The organism is Nesterenkonia sp. AN1 (assembly GCF_000582475.1).
GTDB lineage: Bacteria > Actinomycetota > Actinomycetes > Actinomycetales > Micrococcaceae > Nesterenkonia > Nesterenkonia aurantiaca.
Map to the genome: position 1 here is coordinate 133445 of NZ_JEMO01000004.1, position 26965 is coordinate 160409.

At 67.3% G+C, this 26965-nt stretch carries 28 protein-coding genes, 2 tRNA genes and 1 pseudogene; 12 read left to right on the forward strand and 19 right to left on the reverse strand.

Going from position 1 to position 26965, the window contains the following annotated elements; translation table 11 throughout:
* Positions 1-16 precede the first annotated feature (16 nt).
* Together BG28_RS02925 and BG28_RS02930 are read left to right on the forward strand one after the other, a co-directional pair.
* Positions 17-379, forward strand: a complete 363-nt coding sequence (locus BG28_RS02925; protein WP_036474007.1) for a DUF485 domain-containing protein — start codon at positions 17-19, stop codon at positions 377-379.
* A complete protein-coding gene (locus tag BG28_RS02930) occupies positions 379-2037 on the forward strand; it encodes a cation acetate symporter (protein WP_084479367.1) in 1659 nt (552 codons plus the stop codon). The genes BG28_RS02925 and BG28_RS02930 overlap by 1 nt, the downstream gene beginning before the upstream one ends.
* A gap of 93 nt (positions 2038-2130) precedes the next feature.
* Here BG28_RS02930 and BG28_RS02935 read toward each other — a convergent pair whose 3' ends face one another.
* The 7 genes from BG28_RS02935 to rpsB form a co-directional block, all read right to left on the reverse strand.
* A complete protein-coding gene (locus BG28_RS02935; RefSeq protein WP_051500892.1) occupies positions 2131-3060 on the reverse strand; it encodes a hypothetical protein in 930 nt (309 codons plus the stop codon).
* Between the two features lie 300 nt (positions 3061-3360).
* Positions 3361-3918 carry a DivIVA domain-containing protein gene (locus BG28_RS02940; protein WP_036474010.1) on the reverse strand — a complete coding sequence of 186 codons (558 nt, stop codon included), beginning with the start codon at positions 3916-3918 and terminating at the stop codon, positions 3361-3363.
* Between the two features lie 2 nt (positions 3919-3920).
* On the reverse strand, positions 3921-4775 hold the full coding sequence (locus tag BG28_RS02945; protein WP_051500893.1) for a phosphatidate cytidylyltransferase: 855 nt from the start codon (positions 4773-4775) through the stop codon (positions 3921-3923).
* Positions 4775-5332, reverse strand: a complete 558-nt coding sequence (gene frr / locus BG28_RS02950) for a ribosome recycling factor (protein ID WP_036474012.1) — start codon at positions 5330-5332, stop codon at positions 4775-4777. Before frr ends, BG28_RS02945 begins: the two co-directional genes overlap by 1 nt.
* Before the next feature lie 65 nt (positions 5333-5397).
* Positions 5398-6120: a UMP kinase gene (gene pyrH / locus BG28_RS02955; RefSeq protein WP_036474018.1), complete on the reverse strand. Its 723-nt coding sequence runs from the start codon at positions 6118-6120 to the stop codon at positions 5398-5400.
* A 207-nt stretch (positions 6121-6327) separates the two neighbouring features.
* The gene (tsf, locus tag BG28_RS02960) at positions 6328-7167 is read right to left on the reverse strand and encodes a translation elongation factor Ts (protein WP_036474019.1); all 840 of its coding nucleotides are present in this window, start codon (positions 7165-7167) and stop codon (positions 6328-6330) included.
* 19 nt (positions 7168-7186) lie between these two features.
* Entirely contained in the window at positions 7187-8083 is an 897-nt protein-coding gene (gene rpsB / locus BG28_RS02965) for a 30S ribosomal protein S2 (RefSeq protein ID WP_036474023.1), read from the reverse strand.
* A gap of 384 nt (positions 8084-8467) precedes the next feature.
* On the opposite strand from rpsB, the gene BG28_RS02970 reads away from it, so the two are divergent.
* Together BG28_RS02970 and BG28_RS02975 are read left to right on the forward strand one after the other, a co-directional pair.
* Positions 8468-9004, forward strand: coding sequence for a murein hydrolase activator EnvC (locus BG28_RS02970; RefSeq protein WP_084479369.1), 537 nt, complete (start codon positions 8468-8470; stop codon positions 9002-9004).
* 78 nt (positions 9005-9082) lie between these two features.
* Positions 9083-10279 carry an aromatic acid exporter family protein gene (locus BG28_RS02975; protein WP_235180941.1) on the forward strand — a complete coding sequence of 399 codons (1197 nt, stop codon included), beginning with the start codon at positions 9083-9085 and terminating at the stop codon, positions 10277-10279.
* Between the two features lie 31 nt (positions 10280-10310).
* Here the strand turns inward: BG28_RS02975 and BG28_RS02980 are convergent, their stop codons facing one another.
* Positions 10311-11414, reverse strand: coding sequence for a glycosyltransferase (locus tag BG28_RS02980; protein WP_036474242.1), 1104 nt, complete (start codon positions 11412-11414; stop codon positions 10311-10313).
* Positions 11415-11481: 67 nt separating this feature from the next.
* Between BG28_RS02980 and BG28_RS02985 the strand changes: the two genes are divergently transcribed.
* The 4 genes and pseudogenes from BG28_RS02985 to BG28_RS14770 all read left to right on the forward strand — a co-directional run bounded on the left by BG28_RS02985 (position 11482) and on the right by BG28_RS14770 (position 14512).
* Positions 11482-12540, forward strand: coding sequence for a zinc-binding alcohol dehydrogenase (locus BG28_RS02985; protein WP_051500894.1), 1059 nt, complete (start codon positions 11482-11484; stop codon positions 12538-12540).
* A gap of 46 nt (positions 12541-12586) precedes the next feature.
* Positions 12587-12973 carry a 6-carboxytetrahydropterin synthase gene (locus tag BG28_RS02990; protein ID WP_036474028.1) on the forward strand — a complete coding sequence of 129 codons (387 nt, stop codon included), beginning with the start codon at positions 12587-12589 and terminating at the stop codon, positions 12971-12973.
* Positions 12974-13041: 68 nt separating this feature from the next.
* Positions 13042-13115 (forward strand) — tRNA-Ile (locus tag BG28_RS02995).
* Between the two features lie 423 nt (positions 13116-13538).
* A pseudogene (locus tag BG28_RS14770) lies at positions 13539-14512 on the forward strand (PQQ-dependent sugar dehydrogenase).
* 34 nt (positions 14513-14546) lie between these two features.
* Here BG28_RS14770 and BG28_RS03005 read toward each other — a convergent pair.
* The 4 genes from BG28_RS03005 to BG28_RS03015 are packed head-to-tail and all read right to left on the reverse strand — an operon-like array spanning position 14547 to position 17472.
* The gene (locus BG28_RS03005; RefSeq protein ID WP_051500897.1) at positions 14547-15809 is read right to left on the reverse strand and encodes a glycosyltransferase; all 1263 of its coding nucleotides are present in this window, start codon (positions 15807-15809) and stop codon (positions 14547-14549) included.
* Positions 15809-16450 carry a CDP-alcohol phosphatidyltransferase family protein gene (locus tag BG28_RS03010; protein WP_036474031.1) on the reverse strand — a complete coding sequence of 214 codons (642 nt, stop codon included), beginning with the start codon at positions 16448-16450 and terminating at the stop codon, positions 15809-15811. The genes BG28_RS03005 and BG28_RS03010 overlap by 1 nt, the downstream gene beginning before the upstream one ends.
* Positions 16451-16459: 9 nt before the next feature.
* On the reverse strand, positions 16460-16648 hold the full coding sequence (locus BG28_RS14155; RefSeq protein ID WP_051500898.1) for a hypothetical protein: 189 nt from the start codon (positions 16646-16648) through the stop codon (positions 16460-16462).
* Positions 16645-17472, reverse strand: coding sequence for a phage holin family protein (locus BG28_RS03015; RefSeq protein ID WP_084479370.1), 828 nt, complete (start codon positions 17470-17472; stop codon positions 16645-16647). Before BG28_RS03015 ends, BG28_RS14155 begins: the two co-directional genes overlap by 4 nt.
* Before the next feature lie 80 nt (positions 17473-17552).
* Here BG28_RS03015 and BG28_RS03020 point away from each other — a divergent pair, with 80 nt between their 5' ends.
* On the forward strand, positions 17553-17999 hold the full coding sequence (locus BG28_RS03020; protein ID WP_036474033.1) for an NINE protein: 447 nt from the start codon (positions 17553-17555) through the stop codon (positions 17997-17999).
* A gap of 21 nt (positions 18000-18020) precedes the next feature.
* Here the strand turns inward: BG28_RS03020 and BG28_RS03025 are convergent, their stop codons facing one another.
* The 3 genes from BG28_RS03025 to BG28_RS03035 all read right to left on the reverse strand — a co-directional run bounded on the left by BG28_RS03025 (position 18021) and on the right by BG28_RS03035 (position 20274).
* On the reverse strand, positions 18021-18887 hold the full coding sequence (locus BG28_RS03025) for a siderophore-interacting protein (protein ID WP_036474041.1): 867 nt from the start codon (positions 18885-18887) through the stop codon (positions 18021-18023).
* 333 nt (positions 18888-19220) lie between these two features.
* Positions 19221-20096, reverse strand: coding sequence for a formyltetrahydrofolate deformylase (purU, locus tag BG28_RS03030; protein ID WP_036474043.1), 876 nt, complete (start codon positions 20094-20096; stop codon positions 19221-19223).
* Between the two features lie 106 nt (positions 20097-20202).
* Positions 20203-20274 (reverse strand) — tRNA-Asn (locus BG28_RS03035).
* Between the two features lie 65 nt (positions 20275-20339).
* Here BG28_RS03035 and BG28_RS03040 point away from each other — a divergent pair.
* Positions 20340-20945 (forward strand): TIGR00730 family Rossman fold protein, encoded by a 606-nt coding sequence (locus BG28_RS03040; RefSeq protein WP_235180942.1) that lies wholly within the window; start codon positions 20340-20342, stop codon positions 20943-20945.
* A gap of 65 nt (positions 20946-21010) precedes the next feature.
* Here BG28_RS03040 and BG28_RS03045 read toward each other — a convergent pair whose 3' ends face one another.
* From BG28_RS03045 to dapE, 3 genes are all read right to left on the reverse strand, one after another.
* Positions 21011-21445, reverse strand: a complete 435-nt coding sequence (locus BG28_RS03045; RefSeq protein ID WP_341802713.1) for a GNAT family acetyltransferase — start codon at positions 21443-21445, stop codon at positions 21011-21013.
* 10 nt (positions 21446-21455) lie between these two features.
* Positions 21456-22169, reverse strand: coding sequence for an SDR family oxidoreductase (locus BG28_RS03050; RefSeq protein WP_036474045.1), 714 nt, complete (start codon positions 22167-22169; stop codon positions 21456-21458).
* An 84-nt stretch (positions 22170-22253) separates the two neighbouring features.
* Positions 22254-23387 (reverse strand): succinyl-diaminopimelate desuccinylase, encoded by a 1134-nt coding sequence (dapE, locus tag BG28_RS03055; protein WP_036474048.1) that lies wholly within the window; start codon positions 23385-23387, stop codon positions 22254-22256.
* Positions 23388-23473: 86 nt separating this feature from the next.
* Here dapE and dapD point away from each other — a divergent pair, with 86 nt between their 5' ends.
* Together dapD and BG28_RS03065 are read left to right on the forward strand one after the other, a co-directional pair.
* Positions 23474-24427: a 2,3,4,5-tetrahydropyridine-2,6-dicarboxylate N-succinyltransferase gene (dapD, locus tag BG28_RS03060; protein WP_036474050.1), complete on the forward strand. Its 954-nt coding sequence runs from the start codon at positions 23474-23476 to the stop codon at positions 24425-24427.
* An 84-nt stretch (positions 24428-24511) separates the two neighbouring features.
* Complete coding sequence (locus BG28_RS03065) at positions 24512-25576, forward strand: hypothetical protein (protein WP_036474052.1); 1065 nt, start codon at positions 24512-24514, stop codon at positions 25574-25576.
* 105 nt (positions 25577-25681) lie between these two features.
* Here BG28_RS03065 and BG28_RS03070 read toward each other — a convergent pair whose 3' ends face one another.
* The gene (locus BG28_RS03070) at positions 25682-26965 is read right to left on the reverse strand and encodes a citrate synthase (RefSeq protein ID WP_036474054.1); all 1284 of its coding nucleotides are present in this window, start codon (positions 26963-26965) and stop codon (positions 25682-25684) included.

Consider the following 26965-nt stretch of genomic DNA (forward strand, 5'->3'; position numbering starts at 1 on the left):
TGATGAAGGAGCCGACATGACCCAGGTCAATACCCCCAACGCGGGGCCCGTTGACTACCAGGAGGTGCAGGCGCGCGAAGACTTCCAAGAGCTTCGTAGGACGCACCGGAGCTTCGTCTTCCCGATGACCGCTTTCTTCCTCATCTGGTACATCGCCTTCGTGATCACCGCCGCGTTCTTCCCGGACGTCATGGCGATTCCGGTCTGGGGCAACATCAACCTCGGCCTAGTGCTGGGGCTCGCGCAGTTCGTCACCACCTTCGTGATCACCGGACTCTATGTCTGGTTCAGCAACTCGAAGATGGACCCGAAATCCACCGCCATCCGACTCGAGCTCGAGGCCCGAGGCGCGGGCCTTCCTGAGGAGGACAAGCACTGATGAACTCCCTGATCAACGCATCCACCATCGAGGCAGGCTTTGCGCCGCTGGCCACGGCCGCCGCCGAGGCAGGCTCCGACGTCGGCAGCCCGCTGGCGAACATCTCCATCTTCCTGGTCTTCGTGGGCGTCACGCTGTTCTTCGTGATCCGGGCGTCGAAGAACACCAGCACCGCCGCGGACTACTACGCCGGCGGACGTTCCTTCTCCGGCACGCAGAACGGCACCGCCATCGCCGGGGACTACCTCTCCGCGGCATCCTTCCTCGGCATCGTGGGCGCCATCGCGATCTACGGCTACGACGGGTTCCTGTACTCCATCGGCTTCCTGGTCGCCTGGCTGATCGCGCTGCTTCTGGTCGCCGAGCTGATGCGCAACACCGGCAAGTTCACCATGGCCGACGTGCTCAGCTTCCGCCTGCGCCAGCAGCCGGTGCGCATCGCCGCGGCCATCTCCACCCTCGCGGTCTGCCTGTTCTACCTGCTGGCCCAGATGGCCGGTGCGGGCGCACTGGTCGCGCTGCTGCTCGGCATCGAGAGCGGGCTCGGACAGTCGCTGATCATCGCGGTGGTCGGCTCACTGATGATCTTCTACGTCTTCATCGGCGGCATGAAGGGCACCACCTGGGTCCAGATCATCAAGGCCACGCTGCTGATCGCCGGTTCCGCCGTCATGACCATCTGGGTCCTGGCGCTCTACGGCTTCAACTTCTCCGAGCTGCTCGGCTCGGCCGTGGAGAACACCGGTGAGGCGGCTCTGCTCGAGCCGGGTCTGCAGTACGGCGCCGACCTGTTCACCAAGCTGGACTTCATGTCCCTGGGCATCGCGCTGGTGCTGGGCACCGCCGCCCTGCCACACGTGCTGATCCGCTTCTACACGGTCCCCACCGCCAAGGACGCACGCAAGTCCGTCGTCGTGGCCATCGCCCTGATCGGCGCGTTCTACCTGTTCACCCTGGTGCTGGGCTACGGCGCAGCAGCACTGCTGGACACCGAGACGATCCTGGCAGCACCGGGCGGGCAGAACTCTGCGGCACCGCTGCTGGCCTACGAGCTCGGCGGCACGTTCCTGCTGGGCTTCATCGCCGCCGTCGCCTTCGCCACCATCCTCGCGGTGGTCGCCGGACTGACGATCACGGCCTCGGCCTCCTTCGCCCATGACGTCTACGCCCAGGTCATCAAGAAGGGCAAGATCGACTCCGCCGGCGAGGTCAAGGCAGCCAAGATGACCGTGATCGTGGTCGGCATCCTCGCGATCCTCGGCGGCATCGGCGCACAGGGTCAGAACGTGGCCTTCCTGGTGGCGCTGGCCTTCGCGGTCGCCGCCTCCGCGAACCTGCCCACGATCCTGTACTCGCTGTTCTGGAAGCGATTCACCACCCGTGGCGCGCTGTGGTCCATGTACGGCGGACTCGGCTCGGCGCTGCTCCTGATCGCCTTCTCCCCCGTGGTCTGGGGCCGGGACACCTCGTTCTTCCCGGAGATCGACCTGGCGCTGTACCCGCTGACCAACCCCGGTCTCGTCTCGATCCCGCTGGCGTTCCTGCTGGGCTGGCTCGGTTCGATGACCTCGAAGGTCTCCGAGGATCCGGCCAAGCAGGCCGAGATGGAGATCCGATCGCTGACCGGTGTGGGCGCCGAGAAGGCCGCCGAGCACTAAGCGGCCGCTCCACCACCCGTCCCATCGTTGAGGGGCGGATTCTACGAGTACTTGATGCCGGGAACGGCGTCAGATGCTCGGAGAATCCGCCCCTCAACTGTGTGTGGTGGGTCTTTCCGGACGCCACCCTTGTTGGATCAGGGCGCGCTGGATGCGTTGGATCGCGCGGCGCCCCTGGTCCGCCATATGGTCCGCAGTGATCCTGACCTCGATCCAGCCCAGCTGCTCGGTGATCTCACTGCGCCGCACATCCTTGCGCACGCTGTGCGGGGTGGAGTGGAACTCCTCCCCCTCGTACTGGATGGAGACGCGGAACGTCGGAATCGCCAGATCCGGCTCGAACCACGGATATCCGCTGGGATGCCGGATCACCGGGTTCACCAGCGGCTCCGGCAGGCCGGCGAGGTGCATGAAATACCGCAGCCGGGACTCCTGCGGGGAATCGACGCCTTCGCGGATCAGCCCCAGCGCCTCCCGCACACCCCTGATCCCCTTGGTCCTTCCCCGGGCTCGGACTGCTTCACGGAGTTCGGAGATGCTGGCCAGCTGTCTGCCGGTCTCGCCGTACTCTCCGCGCGGAGGCCGCACCACCTGATCACCCAGGATCACGGCACGCGCCACCTCACCACCCCGAGGGCCCTTGGGACCCGTCGGGCCATCCAGCGCCAGGTCCAACCAGGTCCAGGCCGGACTGGTCACTCGGATGCCGCCGAGGTCGAGCACGAACTGCTCCGGAACCGTGATCCGGTGACCCACCACCAGGTGCGGGCGTTGCACGCGGGCGCCGCCTGCGGGGCTGCTGATATGCAGCGGCGCTCTGAGCTCACCGGGGATCAGCCCCCACAGCCGGGCTGCCGTCTCGAAGCTGATCACACGCGAGGTCGACTCGGTGAGGCCCTGCAGCAGCGCGCGGACCGGATCGGCCTCTGGCTCGTTCGGCAACCCCGTGCCCGCATAGATGCCGTGGGTGAGCTGATGCAGAAGATCGTTTGCCCGGGAATGCTCGAGATCGCGTCGCGCCATCCCCTCGGCCTGGAGGCGCGCCCGTCGTCGTCCCGCTGGGGGCACGAAGATCCCGGGGCGACGACGGCCGTCTTGAGGTGTGCTCAGTGACTCCACGGGATTCAGTGCACACCGGATTGCGGCTCAACCGGGGGCAGCCGCCGAGGCTGTGAACGGGAGGCTGGTAACTAGATCCTGGGGAAAACTCCTGGGCTCTGGGCCCATACGCGTTGAGGGGCGGATTCTCCGAGCATCTAGGGCTAAAAACCCCATGAGATACCCGCAGAATCCGCCCCTCAACGAAAAGGGAGGGAGGGAGGGTCAGCCGACGGAGGCCATGATCTCGGTCATCTTGTCCAGAAAGGCGTCCACCTGGGCCTCGTCGTAGCCATTGTGCCCATGGGCGCCGCTGAAGGTGATCGTGCGGACCTCGTCCACGCTCATCGGGTTCTCCCCGTCGAGGTACTGCTCGAGCTGACGGCACAGCTCGTCCACCTGCTCCTTGCGGTAGCCGTTGGAGGAGGAGTGCGCGGGCTCGCGGAAGCGCTTGCCGTCCGGGCGGGAGAGCCGACCGCGCAGCGGCTCGGCACGTTCGGCGAGCATCTCGTACCAGGCGTCCTCGCCGTGGGCATCGACGTACTTGTCCCGCTCGGCGCTGGCGAAGGCGTCCTCGAGCCGGTCCAGCGCGCCGTCGACCTCAGCCGGATCGTAGCCGCCCCCGATCATGGAGAAACTCACGTCACGGATCTCCGAGAGCGCCATGCCCTCCCCGGAGTCATAGGCCACACGGGCCCGTGCCATGAACTCGTCCACCTCATCGCGGTTGTACCCCTGCTCCTGATCGTTCAGGAGCGTGAACAGTGCCGTCTCGTTCGCCATGGTCATAATCCTAGTGGCACTCCCCCGGCATCCCCGTTGAACGCCACGACCACGAAGAACGCGGTGGGCATCGCGAAGACCAGGGAATCCAGCCGATCCATCACGCCGCCGTGTCCCGGCAGCAGCCGAGACATGTCCTTGATGCCGAGTTCACGTTTGACCATCGACTCGGAGAAGTCACCCGCGGTGGAGGCGATGACCACGGTGACCGCGAGCACCGCACCGATGTAGACCGGTTCCTCGAAGATCAGCCAGGAGGCCAGCACCCCGACGCCGGTGGCGCCGAGCAGCGAGCCGCCGAAGCCCTCCCAGGACTTCTTGGGACTGATCTTCGGCGCCATCGGGTGCTTGCCGAAGAACACGCCGAAGATATAGCCGAACGTGTCATTGGCGACCACCAGCAGCACGACGACGACGAGCCGCCAGTCGCCCTGCTCGAGGTTCAGCAGCAGCACCGCGAAGGACATCATGAACGGCACCCAGCTGGCCACGAAGATCGAGGACAGGATGGACCGGCCAGGATCGGAGACCTTCCACAGGGCGGCCGCGACGACGATGGCCAGTCCGGTGGCGATCAACGCCAGCGTCAGCGCCTCCACCCCGCCGAAGTAGGCGGCGGTGGGCATGGCGATGGCGCCGAGGAACAGCGGAATCTTGGGAAGCCGCAGCTGGTGTCCGGTGGGGGCGACGCGCGTCTCGAGCGCGCGAGCCACCTCCCAGACACCCATCGAGAGCAGGATCGTCCAGACGAAGATCAGCATCAGCTCGAAGAAGAAGATCCCGAGCAGTGCGGGTACCAGCAGGACGACGCCGGTGATGATGGCTGCGGGCAGATTCCTCCCAGCTTTTCCCGCCATCAGACCTCGAGCAGCTCAGCTTCCTTGCGCTTGCTCATCTCGTCGATCTTCTCGACGTAGGTCTTGGTGAGGATCTCGAGCTCTTTGGTGCCTCGCTCGCCGTCGTCCTTGCCGACCTCGCCGTCCTTGATGGCCTTCTCGATGATCTCCTTGGACTTGCGCCGGGTGTTGCGCACCGAGACCTTGTGGTCCTCGCCCTTGGACTTGATCAGCTTCACGTACTCCTTGCGGCGCTCCTCGGTGAGGTCCGGGATCGTGATGCGGATCTGCTTGCCGTCGTTGGAGGGGTTGGCACCGATCTCCGAATCCGAGAGCGCCCGTTCGATGTCGCGCATCGCAGAGATGTCGAAGGGGGTGATCAGGATGGTCTTGGCGTCCGGGGTGGCGAAGGAGGCCAGCTGCTGCAGCGGTGTGGCGGATCCGTAGTAGTCCACCAGCACGCGGGAGTAGATCGCGGGGTTGGCGCGGCCGGTGCGCACGGTGCTGAAGTCGACCGAGGTGGCCTCGACTGCTCGTTCGAACTGCTCCTTGGCGTCTGCCAGGGTCTCATCAATCACGGGGGTCTCCTTAAGGGATGACGTTGCGGATGGAGTAGGGCTTCAGTCTAGTCGGGGGCACCAGGTCAGGGGGTGACCAGCGTGCCGATCTCCTCGCCGAGCAGGGCGCGGGTCACGTTGCCCTCCCCCTCCATGCCGAACACCCGCATGTTGAGGTCATTGTCGTTGCACATGGTCATCGCGGTCTGGTCCATCACTCGGATGTTCTTGCGCAGCGCATCCCCGTAGGTCAGGTGATCCAGCTTCTGCGCGTCGGGATTGGTCTTCGGGTCAGCGGTGTAGACCCCGTCCACGCCGGACTTGGCCATCAGGACCATGTCGGAGTGGGTCTCCAGGGCTCGCTGGGCGCATACGGTGTCGGTGGAGAAGTAGGGCATGCCCGCACCGGCGCCGAAGACGACGACCCGGTCCTTCTCCATGTGGCGCACGGCGCGCAGCGGGATGTAGGACTCGGCGACCTGACCCATGGTGATGGCGGTCTGCACGCGGGTGGGCTGGCCGGCCTGCTCCAGGAAGTCCTGCAGCGCCAGCGCGTTCATCACGGTGCCCAGCATGCCGATGTAGTCGGCGCGGGCCCGGTCCATGCCGGCCCGGGAGAGTTCAGCGCCGCGGAAGAAGTTGCCGCCGCCGACGACGACGGAGACCTCCACCTGACCTTTGACCGCCGCGATCTGCTCGGCGATCCCGCGGACCGTGGCCGGATCGACTCCCACTGCGCCTCCGCCGAAGACCTCTCCGGAGAGCTTCAGGAGCACTCGGCGGCGGTGTGTCGGTGTCTCTGCGGTCATGGGTGTCCTCCAGGGGATCGTGGGGCGGGGCGTTGCGGTTGCGGGACGCTGCCGGGCACCCGGGCGGGCGGGCGCAGGCACGGAAAAGGGGGCGACCACCTCATCTGAAGTGGTCACCCCCTTGACGTCTGAACTGCTGAGCTGCGACCAGTCTAATGGTCAGCGGCTCCGCACTTCAGCTGCGTTGAGTCTCAGCTGTTTTGAGTCTCAGGCTCCGACGCGGAAGCGAGCCAGACCCTTGGCGGACGTGCCGGCGGACTCGAGGACCTGGGTGACGGTCTTCTTCGGGTCCTTGGCGAACGGCTGGTCGACCAGCACGTTGTCCTTGAAGTACGCGTTGGTGCGTCCTTCGATGATCTTGGTCATCGCCTGCTCGGGCTTGTTCTCGGCCCGGGCGGTCTCCTCGGCGATGCGGCGCTCGTCGGCCACGGTCTCCGCGGGGACCTCGTCACGGGTCAGGAACTGCGGGGACAGCGCGGCGGCGTGCACCGCGATGTCGTGGGCAGCCTCCTTGGCCCCCTCCGAGTCGGCGTCGACGGCGAAGAGCACGCCGACCTGAGCCGGAAGGTCCTTGGAGGTCTTGTGCAGGTAGGCGTCCACGAAGGCACCCTCTACCGTGGCAAGACGACGCACGACGACCTTCTCGCCGAGGATCGCACCCTCTTCGGTGACGAAGTCGACGAGCTTCTTGCCCTCGACGTCGGCCTCCAGGAGTGCCTCCACAGTGGTCACGTCGTGGGCGACTGCGGTCTCGAGGACCTTGTCGGCCAGCGCGACGAACTTCGCGGACTTGGCCACGAAGTCGGTCTCGGCATTGATCTCGATCAGGAAGCCCTTGGTGCCGTTGACGACCTTGGCGGTGACCAGGCCCTCAGCGGCGGAGCGGCCTTCGCGCTTGGCAGCACCCTTGAGTCCGCGGATCCGGATGGCCTCGAGGGCCTTCTCGGTATCGCCGTCGGTCTCGTCGAGAGCCTTCTTCACGTCCATCATGCCGGCGCCGGTGCGCTCACGCAGGGCCTTGATGTGTGCAGCGGTGTAGTTCGCCATAGAAAAGCAGTTCCTCTCTCTACTTGGCTTCTTCAGCGGGAGCTTCGGTGGACTCTGCAGCGGGTGCCTCTGCGGCCTGCTCGGACTTGGCGGGCTCTTCGGCCTGCTCGGTCTTTGCGGACTTCTCAGCCTCGGCAGACTTCTCAGTGGCGTGCTGCTCGAGCAGCTCGCGCTCCCACTCGGCCATCGGCTCAGCAGCCGTGCCGGAGCCGCCGCCGCGCTTGTTCTCGCGAGCCATGAGGCCATCGGCCACGGCGTCGGCGATCACGCGGGTCAGCAGGTCCACGGACCGGATGGCGTCGTCGTTGCCCGGGATCGGGTAGTGGACGTCATCGGGATCGCAGTTGGTGTCGAGGATGGCGATCACGGGGATGCCCAGCTTCTTGGCCTCATCGACGGCCAGGTGCTCCTTGTTGGTATCGACGATCCAGACCGCGGAAGGGGTCTTGGTCAGGTTGCGGATACCACCGAGGTTCGACTGCAGCTTGGTGAGCTCGCGGCGCATCAGCAGCAGTTCCTTCTTGGTGTGACCGGAGCCTGCGACGTCGTCGAAGTCGATCTCCTCGAGCTCCTTCATGCGCTGGACGCGCTTGGAGACCGTCTGGAAGTTGGTCAGCATGCCGCCGAGCCAGCGGTGGTTGACGTAGGGCTGACCGACGCGGGTGGCCTGCTCGGCGATGGCTTCCTGGCCCTGCTTCTTGGTGCCGACGAAGAGGACGGAGCCGCCGTGGGCGACGGTCTGCTTGACGAACTCGTAAGCAGTGTCGATGTAGGTCAGGGACTGCTGGAGGTCAACGATGTAGATACCGTTGCGCTCGGTGAAGATGAAGCGCTTCATCTTCGGGTTCCAGCGGCGAGTCTGGTGACCGAAGTGGACACCGGAGTCGAGCAGCTGGCGCATGGTGACGACAGGCATGGTATTTCCTTTCAATGCCGGGCTTGGAACATGGAGGACATGCCTCATGCAGCTCCGGCTGGATTTCTCGGTTGGACAGTGGCCCGGTTCTCTCGGGCTCCTGGCAGAAGAAGGAGGGGTCTCGCGTTCTCGCCGCACGGCTGTTCCAAAGTGAGAGACAGCTGGATGTGGACCGATGAGAAACGCCCCGATCACTCGGGCAGCTCCTGCGCGTAGTCAGCTGATCCAGGCACGCCTAGGCACACACAGGTCAACTGCTGGGGTTCAGCTTAGCGGTTCGACGGCGTTTTCCCCAACCGCCTCGGGGATCCGGCAGCGGCCTGGATGCTCCACACATCGGCGGATTGGCGGGGATCCCGGATCGCAGTGGTCCAGGCTGGGTCCATGGGCGCGGGCGGGCGAGGGATCACCGGGGCAAAAGTCACCGCGCTGGGTGTTGTGCTGCTGCTTGGTCTGGGCGGTCTCCCGAGGGCGACACCGGAGGATTCTGCCTCCGCGCCGGCCCGGGCACTGTGGCAGCTGCCGGTGGTCGCCGACGAGCTGCGCCCCTTTGCCAGACCCCCCGCTCCCTGGGGCGCAGGCCACCGCGGAGTGGACCTGGGACCTCTCAACGTTGGAGCGAACATCAGAGCTCCCGCTGAGGGCGAGATCAGCTTCGCCGGCGTGGTGGTGGACCGCCCGGTGCTCTCCATCCGTCACGGCAACGGCTACCTCAGCTCCTTCGAACCGGTGGAGGCCGCCTTGGAGGTCGGGGATCGGGTCAGTGCCGGGGATCCCGTGGGTATCCTCGCGACCGGTGCGGGCCACTGCGAGGCACCCTGCGTGCACTGGGGAGTGCGGCTTGACGGGGAGTACATCAACCCGCTGCTGCTCACAGGTGACGCGGAGCCCTCGGTCCTGCTGCCGTTGGGTGGGGATTGAGGCCGCCGGTACAGTTGCCGCCGCGACAATGGCACAATATTGTCACCTCGCAGGCAGATCACTACCCGAGGAGGACCCGTGGCCCGACCGTCCGAGGACGCGAGGCAACAGAGCCAGCCCCAAGCTCGGAAGAACCGTGAGCGCGAACCCGCCGCGGAGGGCCGCACCAGAAAGCTCCGGAACCTGCTGCAGCGCCCCGAGTTTCTCACCGATGTGCTGCAGATCCTCAAGACCGTGATCGCGGGCACCGCCGCCTGGTGGGTCTCCATCTCGGTGCTGGAATCTGAGCTGGCGTTCCTCGCTCCCTGGACGGCGCTGCTGACGGTGCACGCCACGGTGCACCGTTCGCTCTCCCGAGGCGTGCAGACCACCATCGCCTCCACGATCGGCGTCGGACTCTCCTTCCTGATCGGGCATCTGCTAGGCGTCAGCCTGTGGACCTTCGCCCTGGCCCTGCTGGTAGGGGTGACCGCCGCCCGGATCTCCTGGATCCGAGACGAGGGGATCGCGATCGCCACCACCGCGATCTTCGTGCTGGCCAGCGGCTTCGATGATCAGGCACCACTGCTGGATGATCGCATCCTCGAAGTCGCCGTCGGCGTGGCCGCCGGGCTGCTGGTGAATCTGCTGATCGTTCCGCCGCTGCGTGACAAACAGGCCGGACGGTACGTGGACAGCATCAACGAGCGGATGGGCAGCGTACTGGTGAGCATCTCCCAGGAGTTCTCCGACTCCTGGGACACCGACAAGGCCGAGGCCTGGTTCGAGGAGACCGAGGCGATGACCCAGGAGCTGAATTCGGCCTGGACCGTGGTCCGCTTCGCTCGCGAGTCTCGCCGCGCCAACCCGCGGGCACGCCAGGGCATGCAAAGTCTGAAGGTGAGCAGCTGGAACGCCGAAGAGGCCAGCTACGAGGAGATCCTGGAACGCGCCGACGAGGGCATCTCGCACCTGCGTCACCTGGCGCGCACCCTGCGCGAGGCCACCCACACCGACGGCGAGTGGGACCACAGGTTCCGTGGACAGTGGGCGCAGATCGTCGGCGATACCGGCCGGGCGATCGCCGACCCGGATGCGGAGGTCGCCCCGCTGCACGAGAACCTGAGCTCGCTCTCCGCGGAGATGTCACAGGGGCAGGGGCTTCCGGGAGATTCCTGGCCGCTCTATGGGTCCTTGATCTCCAGCGTGCGCCATATCGTGGTCGTGGTCGACGATGTCGCCTCCGCGCGCGAGGCCCGCGAGGGAACCTCCGAGAACCCGATCGTCTCCCACTAGAGGGCCGTCGGCGCCCGGGGCTGGTCCTGAGTCAGCTCTTCCGGGCTGCCTGCCCGTGGGAGGCCAGCCGCTCGCCCAGGTCCACGAGCGCGGCGGCGGAGTCACTCCAGGCGAACTCGAGGCTTCGATCCCGGGCCGCACGGGAGGCGCGGGCGAAGGTGCCAGGCTCCTCCAGTCGGCGGACCGCCCGGGCAAACGCTTCAGGGTCGTTCCCGGGGACCACCTGGGCGCCTGCCTCCGCGACCGCCGCTCCGCCGATCTCGTGGAATATCGGCAGGTCAGAGAGCACCACGGGGGTGCCGTGGGCCATCGCCTCCACCACGGGCAGCCCATAGCCCTCCGCCGCCGAAAGCGTCACCAGAGCGCTGCCTCCCCGCAGGAGCGCGCGGTAGTCGGCATCGGAGATTCCGTGGTGGAAGACCAGCTGCTCCGGATCTCTCGCCAACGCCCGAAGCTGGGCCTCGCGGGGCGCCTGGATCGGGCTGCACAGATGCAACGTATAGCCGGGCAGCCGGTTCAGGCCCGCGATCACTGACTCGACGTTCTTATATCCCATGAAGGAGCCCATGTAGATGAGCTCCCTCCGCGGCGCCTCGGCGGGATCCCGGGGGCGCTGCACCGATGGCGGGGCGTTGGAGATCAGCTCCACCGGTCTGCGGGTCAGCCGGTGCTCACGGATCAGCCCACGGGTGGTCTCGGAGACGGTCGCGACGGCGTCGGCCTGGTTCAGCACAAGCCGCTGCGGCAGGTAGGAGAGGTGGTAGGCCCGCCAGCCCAGGCGCACCAGGGCAGGAAGATCCTGCGGCGGGGTCCGGTGGGCGTAGTAGATCAGGTCATGCAGGGTGAGGATCAACGGGTAGTTCCGGCCCCGGCCGCCCATGGTCTGCATCGGAGAGAACACCACATCGGGGCGGTGCGGATTGATCTGCCGGGCCACCCAGGGCTCCCGGGCCGAGGTGGGCGAGGAGATCTGCAGATGCGCAAGGTCCGGGAGCAGGTTCAGCTGCTCGGGGTCGCTGATCAGCATGGTGACATCGGCCTGTTCGGCGGCGGCCTCCACCAGAGAGGCCGTGAACCTGGAGATGCCGTCGTGGACCTGGGTCCGGGTGTACCGGCAGTCGAAGAAGAGCTTCAGCACATGCCGATTCTGGCACAGCCGTCTGCGGGGCACCGGAGTGGACACCTCTGGCATGATGAGGGTCATGAGCGAGTTGAGTTTCACAGGTGTCAGTGCGGATGTCCCGGGCCATGGCCCGGCACCGGAAACCTCCCGTCAGTACTGGACCGAGGCCGCCGAGACCGGAGAGCTGCGCGAGGTTCCACTCCCGGAGCCCCGCCCCGGCGAGCTGCTGATCGAGACCCTGCACAGCGGGATCTCACGCGGCACCGAATCGCTGGTGCACCGCGGCGAGGTGCCGAGCAACATCACCGAGATCATGCAGGCCCCCTTCCAGCTCGGCGAGCTGCCCTTCCCGGTCTCCCACGGTTACCTCAACGTCGGGGTGGTTCGGCAGGGCAGCGAGGCCCTGATCGGGCAGACGGTCTTCACCCTGGCCGGGCACCGCGAGCATGTCGTCGTCCCCGAGTCCGCCGCCCATGTGCTGCCCGAGGGCTGTCCTCCGCAGCGGGCGCTGCTCGCCGGAATCGGCGAGGTCGGACTGAACGGCCTCTGGGAGGGCCCCGTGATGGTCGGTGACCGGGTCGCCGTCGTCGGCGGTGGACTGATCGGGCTGACCACCGCGCTGCTGGCCTCGAAGCTGGCGCTGCAGCGGCTGCAGGTCGTGGAGATCGACGCCGAGCGGCGCGCCTTCATCGAATCCCTGGGGCTGGACGCAGTCACCCCGGATGCGGCTGGCCTGGACAACGATGTGGTGCTGCACAGCTCGGCCAGCTCCGCCGGGCTGGCGACCGCGCTGCGCCTGGCCGGCGAGGACGCCGTGGTGGTGGAACAGTCCTGGTACGGCACCGGAGACCAGCAGGTCCCGCTGGGAGCCGACTTCCACGCCCGTCGACTCCGGATCGTCGCGACCCAGGTCGGTCAGGTGCCCGGGCCTCGCCGGATGCGGCGGACCCGCGGCCAGCGACTCGCCACGGCGCTGGATCTGCTCGACTCCCGCTTCGACCTGCTGATCAGCGGGCACTCACCGCTGGCCGAGCTGCCGAGCGTGATGCAGGACGTCGCCGCCGGGGCCCCCTGGACCCGGGACCAGATCCTGCACGTGATCGATCACCCGCTCGCCGCGCATCACGCCGTCGGGTGATCCCCGCGCAGCGCCTACTCTCATCCACCACCCTCCAAGGAGAACCATGAGCCGCTTCCGCCTGACCGTCGATGACCACATCATGATCGCGCACAGCCTGCAGGACCCGTTCTTCGGACCGGCGCAGAACCTGCACGGGGCCACGCTGAGCATCCAGGCCAGCTTCTTCCGGGATGGTCTGAACGAGTACGGAGTGGTCCTGGACATCGGCGCCGCCACCGAGCTGCTGGCCGCCACTCTGGAGCCGCTGCGCTATAAGAACCTGGACGAGCTGGAGGCGCTGGCCGGGAAGTTCACCACCACCGAGGTGATCATCGAACACATCGCCGAGACGCTGGCCGCAGAGCTGCCCGCCGACCACGGGCTCACAGCACTGGAGGTGCAGGCCGAGGAGCACCCCCGGGCTCGTGCCTCCGTCTGGGTTCAGCTCTAGACCGGCAGGCTCGGTAGTATGTCCGAGTGTCCTGGCGAGTCGACCCGTCGTCGCCCGCGAGGACCCGAGGGGCGTTAGCTCAGTTGGTTAGAGCAGAGGACTCATAATCCTTTTGTCCTGGGTTCAAGTCCCAGACGCCCTACCCCCGCAGGCAGCACCCTGCACGTGCCGGACCGAGCAAGATCCGGTCCGGCCTGCAGGCCCTGGACGGCTCCGTCATACGCGCCGGCCGCACATCGGTGTGAATTAGGGTCAGGTCATGGGACGTCTACCAGCGATATCTGCCGGAATCCTCACCTCGATGCTGCTCATCGGCTGCGCCGAGCCCGCTGCAGAGCAGCCCGAGAGCGGCGGCGAGGCCGACACCGAGACCAGCCCCGAGACGGAGACGGACACCGGGACCGACGCGGCAGATCTGGACGACGCGGACGACGGCGCAGAGGCGGCCGACGCGGCCGCACCGGAGGCCGATGACCCCGACTCGGATGCGCCGCCGTTCGGCACCGAATCCCGGGGCAGCTATGACGCCCCCTGGGCGCTGGAGTTCCTGCCCGGTGGCGAGCAGATGCTGATCACCAGCCGCTCCGGCGAGCTCTTCCTGCGCGGCACAGCCGAGACAGACGCCTCCGAGGACCTCAGCGTGGCCGGCCTGCCGGAGGACATCGTCGTCGACGGCCAGGGCGGGCTGGGCGACGTCGTCGCGGCCCCCGACTTCGAAGAGAGCCAGCGAGTCTATCTGAGCTGGATAAACTCCTCCGAGGCCGGCACCGGCGCGTGGTCGGACACGCAACGCTGGCGGACTCCGGAGACAGCGCGGAGCTTCAGGACCTCACGATCATCTGGGAACAGGACCCTAAGGCCTCCGGCTCGGGTCACTTCTCGCACCGGCTGGCGTTCAGCCCGGACGGCGAGCAGCTCTTCGTGACCTCCGGGGACCGCCAACAGCTGGACCCGGCGCAGGATCTGGACAGCGGCCTGGGCAAGGTGATGCGGCTGACCCCAGAGGGTGACCCGTTCCCGGAGAATCCCTTCGCCGAGGACGGTGAGGTCACCGAGGAGGTCTTCACCTACGGTCACCGCAATCCGCTGGGCATCGACTTCGACGCCGAGGAGCAGCTCTGGGTCTCCGAGATGGGACCCGAGGGCGGCGATGAGCTGAACCTGCTGGAGGCGGGCGAGAACTACGGCTGGCCCGAAGCCTCCAACGGCTCGCAATACGGCGGTGCCGAGATCCCCGACCACACCGAGGGTGACGGATTCGCACCCCCGGCCGCATGGTGGACCCCCTCCATCTCCCCCGGCAGCCTGATGATCTACCAGGGCGAGATGTTCCCGGACTGGGCCGGCAGCGCCTTCATGGGCGCCCTCTCCGGCGAAGCGCTGGTCCGCGTGGAGCTCGACGGGGATCAGGCCGGGGAGGAAGAGCTCTGGGAGATGGGTGCGCGGATCCGCGATGTGGAACAGGCACCGGACGGAAGCATCTGGATCATCGAAGACGGCGACGGCGCGGAGCTGCTGCGCCTGACCCCAGCAGAATAGCCTCAGAGGAATGACCCCAGAAGAATGACCGCAGCTAAGGCGTGTGCCGGCTCTCGATCCAGTCGGCACCGCGGTAGAGCTTCTCGAAGGCGTCCATCGTGGTGTTGAGACTGTGCCGGCCGGCCCGCTCGCGGCTGCGCTCCCCCATCGCGGTGCGCTGCTCGGGGCTGATCGCGAACAGCTGCTCCAGCCGGGCCGCCAGATGTGCGGAGTTGCCGGGCTCGAAGAGGTAGCCGTTGACGCCTTCCTCCACCAGGTGCGGCAGTGCCAGGGCGTCGGCGAGCACCACGGGAAGCCCGGAGGACATGGCTTCCAGGGAGACCAGCGACTGCAGCTCCGCGGTCCCGGGCTGGCAGAAGACATCGGCCTCGAGATAGGCCCGGCGCAGCGCATCCTCCCCCACATGGCCGCGCATCCGCACCCGGTCACCCAGACCCAGCTCCTGGATCTGGGCGGCGAGCAGGTCGCGCTGCTCGCCGTCACCGACGATGTCCAGCCCGATCCCCAGGGCCGGATCGGTCTTGCCGATCGCCTCGATGAGCACGTCCACGTTCTTCTCCACGGCGAGACGACCCACAAAGAGCACCGTCGGCCTCTCGGGCAGGCTCAGCACCTCCTCGGGCCGCAGACGGTAGTACTCGACGTCGATCCCGTTGGAGAGCGGGAGCACCTTCTCGAATCCGGCCCGCTCCATCATGGTCCGCGCCGCGAGCGGGGTCGGGGTGGTCACCACGGCCGCCTTGCCCATCAGCCGGCCCATGTCTCGCCAGGAGTTCTTCGCCACGATCCGGCGGAACCAGCCGGGGAACGGCAGGAACGGATCCAGGTTCTCGGGCATGAAGTGGTTGGTCGCGATGGTGCGCAGTCCGCGTTCGGCGGCGGCGTCGATCGCGGCCTTGCCGATCATGTAGTGGCACTGCACGTGGACGACGTCGGGCTGCAGCTCGTCCATCAGCCGTCCCATCGCGGGCTCCACCAGCCAGGGCAGGCAGAGCCGGATGTACTCATGGGTCGGGGCCTTGAAGGACCGGAACCGGTGCACGGTGGCCTCGTCGGTTTCTTCAACCAGGTCGGGGCCGCGACTGGTCCGGGCGGCGGCGATATGGACCTCGTGACCGCGTGCCGCCATGTTCTTCGCCAACCGGTGGCTGAACACCGCGGCACCGTTGACGTCGGGCGGGTAGGTGTCGGCGGCGATCAGGATTCGGAGCTTCGCCGGGGGCTGCTCTGCGGGCTCCCCTGGGGGGTTCTCGGCGACATCTTCTCGGGGAGCCTCAGGGGGCACAGCGTTCACCATCAGCCAGTCGAATCCTCCTCGATGCCCGGTCGGGCCTGTTCACGGCGCAGCCGCTCCGCCTCGCGGCGCGCTTTGATGAAGTAGTCGATGGACGCAACGATATGCATCCCCGCGCCGAGCGCCAGCAGCCCGAAGGCGATGTCGGGCACGAGGCTCTCGCGCAGCATCCCGGTGGAACCCAGCAGCGCCATCGGCAGCCCGATCAGCAGGCAGGCTGTCCGCAGCTTGCCCAGCACGGTGACCTTCAGCGGCGGGGGTCCCTTGAAGAGCAGGTAGGTGTTGACCGAGAGGACCAGGTCCGGGATGACCACGGCGAGCACCACCCAGATCGGCACGATGCCGAAGCTGGCCAGGGTGGAGCTGACGATGATCAGCGCGAGCCGGTCGGCCAACGGGTCCAGCCACTGCCCCACGGTGGACATCTGATCGAAGCGTCGAGCGATGTACCCGTCGATCCAATCAGTGCCGGAGAGGACGACCAGCACCCAGAAGGCCGCCATGTACTCGTCGCGCGCCACGAGCACCACGAACACCGGGATCAGCAGTGCGCGCAGCACCGTCACGATGTTCGGCGCGGTCCAGAACGTCTCGCGCATGGTGTACTCGAAACCATCCTGGGTCCCGGCACCGATCAGTCTCACCGGGGCAGTTTATTTCTTCACAAGCTCGCGGAGGAAGACTGCACCCGCGGCGGCAGAACCTGCCACGACGGCGAGCGGCTTCCACCGAGCGGCCACAAACTCACCGGCGACGTGCGCGCCGGACTCCTGGCCTGCGGAGCCGGTTCCCTTCGCGGCGGGGACGCCCTCGATCTTGGGCTCGGCGGCCGGGACGCTCACCGGTGCACCGGCGGCGCCGCGGGTCTTCGCCGAGGAGTCGGTCCGGGCTGTCTTGGGCTTGCTGCCGCCGCGGGTCTTCGCCGAGGAGTCGGTCTGGGCGGTCTTGGGCTTGTTGCCGCCGCGGACCTTTGAACCGATGTTCTCGGCCTTGTCCTGGAGGCTCTGCGCCCGACCCTTGGCACCCTCGGCGATGTTGCGGGTGCCGGAGGTGATCTGGTCCTGCAGCGAGGCCAGGTGGTCGCGGCGTAGACCGGTGCGGCGCAGCAGCTCGCTGTAGGTGGGAGGTGTCGGGGACCGGCGCCGGGGGTCTTCGCGTCCTTCTTGGCCTGTTCGGCGGCCTGGCGCTTGGACTCTTCCTTCTGGCGGCGCTTCTCGGAGTCAGCTTGGTCCAGGCTCTGCGGATCGAAGCGGGTGCCTTCGCGGGCCACCCCGAGATCGAGCCGGAAGCCACGGATGGCGTCCTCGGGCAGCAGCGGGAACGTCTTCTTGAGCTTGAGCAGCCCGATGAGCGCGAAGATCAGCGCGATCACCAGGAAGACCCCGGCCACGATCAGCGCGGCGGCCCAGAGCTCGAAGATCAGTGAAAGCGCAGCGACGGCGGCGACGATGAGCGCGACCACGAGGAAGGTCAGGAAGACCACGCCCACCACCATGAGGGCCACGGCGATGCCTGCGGCCACGCCCTTGGTCTTCATCTGGGCGATGGCCAGCTGGATCTCGTCGTTGATCTGCTTGGGGCCGAGTCGCAGTACGACCTTGATCACATCGAGCAACGACGTCCGGGGCGCCGTGCCCTTCGTGCGGCCGATTCCTGGCTGAGACAAGACTGCGCCTCCGTAGTGTTCATGGTGCTCAGGGGTGGGTGTTCAGTTCACTACAAACTACCACCTATACGATTGGAGACATGGCTGACCAGTACGATTTCGAAGAGCTCTATGCCAACACCTACACCGAGGCTGATCAGCGGGCGTACGAGACCCAGCCGACCTCGCAGAAACGTTTTGTGACCGCCTGGCTCCTGACACTTCTCCTCGGCCCCACGGGGGCGCATCGGTGGTATCTGAGCCGCCCGGGATCTGCCGTGATCATGGTCCTGGTGAGTGTCGCCGCCGTCGTGCTGATGGTCGCGGGGCAGGCGAACCTCGGCCTGCTCTGCATCACGATCGTCTTCGCCTGGACCCTGATCGACCTGATCATGATCCTCACCGGGTCGATGCGTGACCGTGATGACCTGCGACTGGCCGGGCATCGCGAGCGGGCCGGCCTGTGTTCGGCGATCACGATGCTGCTGCTGGCGATCGGGCTGGTCTTCGCCCTGGTGCTGGGCACCAGCTCCGGGGTGGCCGGCTGAGCTGAACCCGGCCCGCCGGGTTCAGTCCTCGATCTGTCCCACCGGGGTGCGCTTCTCGGCCTGGAACTGATCCTCGATCCGACCATGCGCCCAGTAGGCCGAAAGCGACATCGCCTTGCGATCCAACCCCTTCTGATCCACCAGCATCCGTCGGATCCGCTTCATCTGGGCACGTTCGCCGTGCACGAAGACCTGCACGTCACCGTCCGGGATGCTCAGCTCCTCCAGGTACTCCGTGAGCATCGTGGCCTCCGGGCTGAAGTCCGCCTCGCGGTGCAGCCACACCAGGTCCATCCCTGCGGGCACGTCCAAGGGCTGACGCTCCGCAGCGTCGCGGACCTCGACGACGGCGACGCCGCGCGCATCCTCAGCCATCGATTCCAGCGCGGAGGCGATCGCGGGCAGCGCGGCCTCATCTCCGGCCAGCAGGTGCCATGCGGCCTCCTCACGCGGGGCGTAGCCGCTGCCGGGTCCGAAGAAGCTGATCTGGTCCCCGATCTGCGCGTGCTTCGCCCAGACTCCGGCGCGACCCTCCTCGCCATGGACCACGAAGTCCACCCAGATCTGTGAGTTCGCATGGTCGACGTGCCGGATCGTATAGGTGCGGGTCGCCGGCATCTGCTCGGTGCTCAGCTGCTCGCGCAGCGCGTCCATGTCATAGGGACGACTGAGGTCGACGCCCTCGGGCAGGCGGGCCGCCTCGAGGTCCTGCGGCAGGAAGAGCAGCTTGATGTATTGATCGGTGGCGGGCGACTCCCCCACAGACTTGAACTCGATCGCCTCGAATCCGGGACCGCCCAGGATCAGCCGGATCATGTGCGGGCTGAGCTGCTTCTTCGCATCAACCGTGAGGACGTGCTGGACGCGCTTCTTCTTTGACTTAGACACCCCGGCACTCTAATCGAACCCGACGCTCCGGCGCAGGGGAACCTCAGTCAAGCGGCACTGTATTGCGACAGAAGTCCATGCCCAAATCCGACTCACAGCCCCTGGGAAAATTGAGTGCATCGCGCTCAATTTAGGCAGGTTTGATCCGGACAAGGACGTCGCCGTCGAGCTGACCGGACGCACGATCACCCTGCCGGGTGAGATCTCCGGTGACGCACTCCCCCCCTCCCCACGTTGAGGGGCGGATTCTCCGCGCAGTTTGAGCCGCCCGACCCATGAAATACCCGCGAAATCAGCCACTCAACGAGGACGGGGAATGGGGGGTGGGTGGGATCAGAAGACGATCGTGGTGCTGCCGTTGCGGATGACCCGGTCCTCGCAGTGCCATTTGACCGCGCGGGAGAGCACGGCGCGTTCGACGTCGGCGCCGAAGCGGGTGAGCTGGGCGACGTCGTCGCTGTGTGAGACCCGGATGACGTCCTGTTCGATGATGGGGCCCTCGTCGAGGTCCTTGGTCACGTAGTGCGCGGTGGCGCCGATGAGCTTCACCCCGCGGTCCGCGGCCTTCTGGTAGGGGCCTGCCCCGATGAAGGCGGGCAGGAAGCTGTGGTGAATGTTGATCACCGGAGCCCCGACCTTTTCGAGGAAGTCCTCGGAGATGATCTGCATGTACCGGGCCAGCACGATCATGTCGACGTTGCCTCGCAGCAGCTCCAGATGCCGGGCCTCCGCCGCGGCCTTGTCCCCGTTGGCCACCGGCACGTGGAAGTACGGGATCCCGAAGGGCCGCACGTCCTCGGCGAGGTCGGCGTGGTTGGAGATGACCATGACGATGTCCATCGGGATCTCGCCGCGCCGGTGCCGCCAGAGCAGGTCCAGCAGGCAGTGGTCGGTCTTGGAGGCGAAGATCGCCACCCGCTTGGGCTGATCGGCTGCGGAGAGTGAGTAGTCCATGGAGAACCGGTCGGCCAGCTTGGTCTGGATCGCCTGCTCCACCGCGGGCTTGGCCGCGGCGAGGCCCGGCAGGTGGAACACCGTGCGCTGGAAGAACCGGCCGTCCTCCACGCCCGTGGAGTACTGGTCGAGGCTGATGATGTTGCCGCCGACCTCGGCGATGAGCTCCGAGACGGCCGCCACGATCCCTGGCTGATCCGGGCAGGAGATGATCAGCCGGGCAATGTCATGGGTCTTCGTCTCAGGGGCGCTCATCAAGTCTCCGAATCGGGTTCACCAGGTCAGTGCGGCGCAGCAGCGTCGCAGGAAAAACACTATGGCATGAAAAACGCCCCCGCCCGTGAGGGCGAGGGCGGATCTGCTCCCCCAGTTGGATTCGAACCAACAACCGCTCGATTAACAGTCGAGTGCTCTGCCGTTGAGCTATGGAGGATTGCGACTGGAAAAGTCTAACAGGGGTTCCCGGCCGCTGGGAAATCGCTGTGGAATCATGGATCCGTGACGCCTATCTCTCCCGACACCCCTGCGACGGCCCCTGCCCCGAGGTTCAATGCTCTCACGGTCTTCACCGGCTCCGCCTCGGGATCCGACCTGGACTATACCGAGGAGGTCCGCAGGCTCGGCACCGCGCTGGCCGGAGCCGGCATCGCCGTGGTCTACGGCGGAGGCAAGGTCGGTCTGATGGGGCAGATCGCCGATGCCGCCCTGGAGGCCGGCGGCGAGGTCCACGGAATCATCCCAGAGGTGCTGATCGGCCGCGAGGTGGGGCACCATGGGCTGACCTCGCTGGAGATCGTGCCTGACATGCATTCTCGGAAGTCCCGGATGGCGGACCTCGGTCACGGCTTCATCGCGCTGCCCGGCGGCATGGGCACGCTCGAGGAGTTCTTCGAGGTGTGGACCTGGCAGTACCTGGGGCTGCACGCCAAGCCCGTGGGGCTCTATAGCGTCAAGGGGTTCTGGGATCCGCTGCTGGACATGGTCGACCATATGGTCGACGAGGGCTTCATGTCTGCCTGGCGCCGCGAGGCCCTGGTGATCAGCAGCGACCCGCAGGACCTGATCTCCCAGCTGCGCGCCTGGACGCCTCCCGAAGGGCGCTGACGCCCGGCGTCAGCTTCAGCTCCGCGTCAGCTCAGCCCAGCCCAGCCGTCAGCTCAGCCCGGCCGTCAGTCGAGCTCGCGGTCCAGCCAGCGGCCCAGCACCACGGTGTCCTGGTCGGTGTAGCCCAACGCCCGGTAGAAGTCCTGCACGGCCGCGTTCTCCTGCCGCACCATGAGCATCAGCTTGGGCACCCCGCGCCGGCGCAGCCAGTCCTCCGCCCCGGCCAGGAGCTGCTTGCCGAGCCCCTGACCCTGGAGCCGTTCATCCACGGCGAGGTAGTAGATCCAGCCGCGGTGACCGTCCTGACCGACCATCACGGTGCCCACCAGCTCCCCCGCGGCGTCTTGAGTGACGAGCACCGTGGACTCCTCCCCGGTCAGGGCGCGCAGGCAGTCCTGGTGCGGGTCGTTCCAGGGTCGGGTGAGCCCGGCCTGCCGCCACAGGGCGACGGCGGCGTCCACCAGTTCCAGCGGCAGCTCGGTGAGGCGCAGGTCGGTCACCTCGCGGCGGCTACTTCTGCACCGGCCGGATGGAGATGCTCTCCACCATCGAGGCGTCCTCCATGTCCACCACGGTGCGCGCCGCCTCGGCGATCGCCTGCGGGGAGATGTAGATGCCGCCGTCGTAGTCCTTGTTGCCCATGGACTCCTGCAGGGCGACCTGCATGTCGGTGTCCACCCGGCCAGGGTGGATCGAGGTGACCTTGACCTGGCCGCGCTCCTCCTCGCGCAGCGCATCGGTGAGCGCGCGCAGTGCGAACTTGGTACCGGAGTACATCGAGCTTCCGGGGCCTGCGGTGAATCCTGCCCCGGAGTTGATGCTCAGCACCGCTCCGGCGGAGGCGCGCAGCAGCGGAAGCGCGGCGCGGGTCAGCTCGGCGACGGCGAAGACGTTGACGGTGAACATCCCCTGGAACTGGGCCGGGGTGGTCTCTGCGACCGGGTTCATCCAGGCCAGCCCGGCGGAGTGGACCAGCACGTCAAGCCGGGAAGGTTCGGCCGCCTGCAGCGCGGGGGCGATGGCGTCGAGGTCGGTCAGATCCACCAGAAAGGGTTCGGCGCTGGGCAGGGCCTTCACCACGGCATCCACGGTCTCCGGGTTCGTCCCGCCGACCAGGATGTGGTGATCGCGGCCGAGCTCGACGGCGATGGCCTTGCCGATCCCGCGGGAGGCGCCGGTGATCAGCGCGACGGGACGGGTGCTGGGGGTCTGCTCTTCGGTCATGAGTTCAGCCTAGAGGATTCCGCCCAGCGGCTCAGCCGTCCATCCGCCCAGCAGCCGGCAGCCAGCGGTCTCCCGCCCAGCGGCTCAGCCGTCCAGCAGCCAGCGATGCAGCGCGGTGTGGCAGTCCCGCAGCGCCTGCGCGGTGACGTGTTCGTCGTCGGAGTGCGCCAGCAGCGGGTCCCCGGGGCCGAAGTTCACCGCCGGGACTCCCCTGGCCGAGAACCGCGCCACATCGGTCCAGCCGTATTTGGGCATCGGCACTCCGCCCACCGCGTCGATGAACGCCTGGGCCGCGGGATGCTCCAGCCCGGGGCGCGCCGCAGCCGAGCTGTCGGTGACTCGCTGCTGGTCCTCGCTGATCCCGGCCTCGGCCAGGACCTCTCGGACATGGGCGTGGGCCTGCTCCACGGTCTTGTCCGGGGCGAAGCGGTAGTTGATCTCCACCACGGTGGAGTCGGGGATGACGTTGCCGGCCACCCCGCCGCGGATCCGCACCGCGTTGAGCCCCTCGCGGTAGTCCAGGCCCTCCACCGTGATGGTCTTCGGCGTGTAGTCGCTGAGCACCCGGAGCAGCCCAGCGGTGCCGTGGATCGCGTTCTCCCCCATCCAGGCCCGTCCGGAGTGTGCGGCGACCCCGGGGATCGTGACCTCGAACCGGCAGGTGCCGTTGCAGCCGCCCTCGACCACCCCGTGGGTGGGTTCCAGCAGCACCGCGAAGTCACCGTCGAGCAGCTCCGGGACTTTGGAGAGCACCCGGCCGAGCCCGGACTTGCTGGCCTCGACCTCTTCGTGGTCGTAGAAGACCCAGGTGATGTCACGATCCAGGGAACCGCCTGCGGAGAGGTGCGTCGCGACGTCCTCGGCCAGCTTCAGCTGCACCGCCACGCCGCCCTTCATATCGGTGGCGCCGCGGCCGTAGAGCACCTCGGCACCCTCGGCCTGCTCCCAGCGCGGCGGCACGGTGCCGCGGGATCCCGGGGTGCTCGGCAGCGGGACCGTGTCCAGGTGCCCGGCGAGGATGATCCGCTGCGCCGCACTGGTCTCGGTGCGCGCGATCACGGTGTCGCCGTCGCGGTGCAGGCTCAGTCCCGGCAGGTCCTGCAGCGCCGCTTCCACGGCGTCGGCCAGGGTCTTCTCGTTGCCGGAGACGGATTCGCAGCCGATGATCGCCTCGGTGAGCGCGGCGACGTCGCCGGAGAGCAGTGCACGGATATCCATCCGCTCAGCCTAGGCGAACGCCCCCGCGCGTGGGACCCGCGGGAGCAGCTGATGGGCTTGCACGCAGGAAAAAGTAGGATGGTGCCATGAGCACAGACATTCGAACCGCATCCGGCCATGGCCTCGCCACGGTGACCACCGACGGCACCGTCCTGGACACCTGGTTCCCGCGCCCCGTGATGGCCCCTCTGTCCGAGAACGACGACGCCGAGCTGATCGCCGCCCTGCAGACCGCCGCCGGCGAGGATCCTGACCGCGGGGTCACGATGAAGGTGGTCTCCGTGGAGTCCGATCTGGACGCCGAGGCGAGCTCCGCCTCCGACGTCTGGCTGCGTCTGCACCTGCTCTCCCACCGGCTGGTCAAGCCGCGCAGCATCAACCTCGACGGCATCTTCGGGCATCTGAGCAACGTGGTCTGGACCAACTTCGGGCCCTGCGCGGTGACCGACTTCGAGACCACCCGGCTGAAGCTGCGCTCCCGCGGGCATGTCAGCGTGCACTCGATCGATAAGTTCCCCCGCCTGGTGGACTACGTGACCCCCTCCGGCGTGCGGATCGGCGACGCGGACCGGGTCCGTCTGGGCGCGCACCTTGCCGAGGGCACCACCGTGATGCACGAGGGCTTCGTGAACTTCAACGCCGGCACCCTGGGCACCTCCATGGTGGAAGGTCGGATCTCGGCCGGGGTCGTGGTCGGCGACGGCACCGACATCGGCGGCGGCGCCTCCATCATGGGCACCCTCTCCGGCGGCGGCAAGGAGAAGATCACCCTGGGTGAGCGCGTGCTGCTGGGCGCGAACTCCGGTGTGGGCATCTCGGTCGGCGATGACTGTGTGATCGAGGCCGGGCTCTACGTGACCGCCGGAACCAAGGTCTCGGTGCTCGATGATGACCGCAGCGTGATGGACACCGTGAAGGCCTCGGCCCTCTCCGGCGTGCCGAACCTGCTCTTCCGGCGCGACTCCGTGACCGGTTCGGTCCAGGCAGTGCCGCGCAAGGGTGCGAAGGTCGAGCTCAACGCCGCCCTGCACCGCAACTGAGCGGCCGCTGCGAAGGCAGCCACCGAGCCGCTGCAGAGCAGCCCCCTGAGCCGAACCCGAGCCACCTGAGTCGAGAGGTCTTCGATGAGCCGTCGCGCTGATCGCCCCATCACCGTCACCCGCACCGTGCATCGGCGACGACGTCGAGTCAAGGCCGTCGCGGCCATCACCGTGGTCGCGGCCGCCGTGGGAGCCACCGGCTACGGGGCCTGGCAGCTCATCGAGGAGAACGAGTATCTCCTCGATGAGCGCTGCTCGGTGACGGTGGGCGAGGTGGAGCACCGGCTCACCCCGGCCCAGACCTATGCGGCCGCGCACCTGGCCGCCGCGGCGGCGGAGCGCGAGCTGCCGGTCCAGGCCGCCACCGACGCGATCGCGATCTCGTTGCAGGAGACCAACCTGGACGACCGGGCGGACCCCGTGGAGGAGGAGACCGAGGAGGTCGACGCCGAGGAGGCGGAGGCTGCTGATTCAGAAGAGGACTCGAGCGCGCCCGCGCCGGTGCTCTTCGCCGACGGGGGCCCGCAGTGGGACGCCGTGAAGGCGACCAGCTCCACCCCGACCACCGCCGAGGACTTCTACTCGCGGCTGATCCAGAGCCGCGAGGACGGAGGCGAGGACGCGTGGTCCCCCGAGCTGGGGCTCCAGGAGGCCGCCGAGACTCTGGGCCGGCCGCAGAACCCGACGTTCTACCCGCAGCACGAGGAGCTCGCCCGGGCCTTCGCCCGCCCCCTGGCCGGCCTGCAGCCCATGGTGATGACCTGTCAGCTCAGCCAGCTTGAGGTCCCCGGACCGGACTCCGAGGGTCTGGGCGATGAGCTTCAGTCCACGCTGTCCGGGATGCTCGGCGCCGAGGCGACCGAGGTGCAGGGCTCCGGAGATTCAGCCGTGGTGCGAGTCTCGGTGAGCGACGTGGCGGAGGAGGCCGGAGCCACCGAGGCGGAGGAGGATGACGCGACCGAGGACGACTCGACCGAGCGCAGCGAGCCGGAGTGGCTGGTGGCGCAGTGGGCGGTGGCCGCCGCAGAGACCTACGGGGTCCAGTCGGTCCACGCCGGAGCCTATGAGTGGCACCGGGATTCGGGCCGCTGGGAGCGGGTGGAGACGGTCAGCGAGGACGTCGTGGTGATCGGCTTCTCCCGCCGCTGACCCCTCCCCCCAAACACGTTGAGCGGCGGATTCTCCGAGCATCTATGGGCCTTTTCGGCCTCAGATAGTCGCAGAATCCGCCGCTCAACGGAAGGAGGGAGAGGGTCAGACTCCGGGGTAGTTGCGCTCGGGCTCGCCGATGTAGATCTGGCGGGGCCGACCGATCTTGGTGGAGGGGTCCTCGATCATCTCGCGCCACTGCGCGATCCAGCCGGGAAGCCGGCCCAGCGCGAAGAGCACGGTGAACATCTTCTCCGGGAAGCCCATCGCCTTGTAGATCAGGCCGGTGTAGAAGTCCACGTTCGGGTAGAGCTTGCGCTCGATGAAGTAGTCGTCCTCCAGCGCCTTCTGCTCCAGGCGCTGGGCGATGTCGAAGAGCTCGTCGTCGCCGCCGAGCTTGGCCAGCAGGTCATCGGCCAGGCCCTTGACCACGCGGGCGCGCGGGTCGTAGTTCTTGTAGACCCGGTGTCCGAAGCCCATGAGCCGGACCCCGGCCTCCTTGTTCTTGACCTTCTCCATGAAGGTCTCCGGGCTGACGTCGCCGGACTGGATCTGGCGCAGCATGCCCAGCACTGCCTCGTTGGCGCCGCCGTGGGCGGGGCCGTAGAGCGCGTTGATGCCCGCGGAGACCGAGGCGAAGAGGTTCGCCTGAGAGGAGCCGACCAGGCGCACGGTGGAGGTGGAGCAGTTCTGCTCGTGGTCCGCGTGCAGGATCAGCAGCGTGTCCAGGGCCTTGACGATGTCCGGGTCCAGCTCGTACTGCTCGGCGGGCACGCCGAAGCAGCCGCGGAGCAGGTTCTCGACCAGGGTCAGGTTGTTGTCCGGGTAGAGCATCGGCTGGCCGATGGACTTCTTATACGCGTAGGCCGCGATGGTGGGGACCTTCGCGAGCATCCGGTAGGTGGAGCGCTCCACGTGGTCCTTGTTGAAGGGATCCAGCGAGTCGGGATAGTAGGTGGAGAGCGCCGAGACCGCGGAGGAGAGCACCGGCATCGGGTGCGCGTCACGCGGGAACCCGCCGAAGAAGTCGCGCAGCTCCTCGTGGAGCAGGGTGTGCCGACGGGTGACGGTGTCGAAGTCGCTCAGCTGCTGCTGGGTGGGCAGCTCGCCGTAGATCAGCAGGTAGGAGACCTCGAGGAAGCTGGACTTCTCCGCGAGCTGCTCGATGGGGTAGCCGCGGTAGCGCAGGATGCCTTCATCGCCGTCGATGTAGGTGATCGCCGACTGCGCATTGGCGGTGTTCATGAAGCCGGGGTCATAGGTGACCGCGCCGGTCGTCTTCAGCAGGGGTGCGATGCCGAGACCGACATTGCCCTCCACGGAGGGCTGCACGGGTAGTTCGAGATCTCCCCCCTGATAGTTCAGGCGGGCAGAAGACTGCTCAGTCAT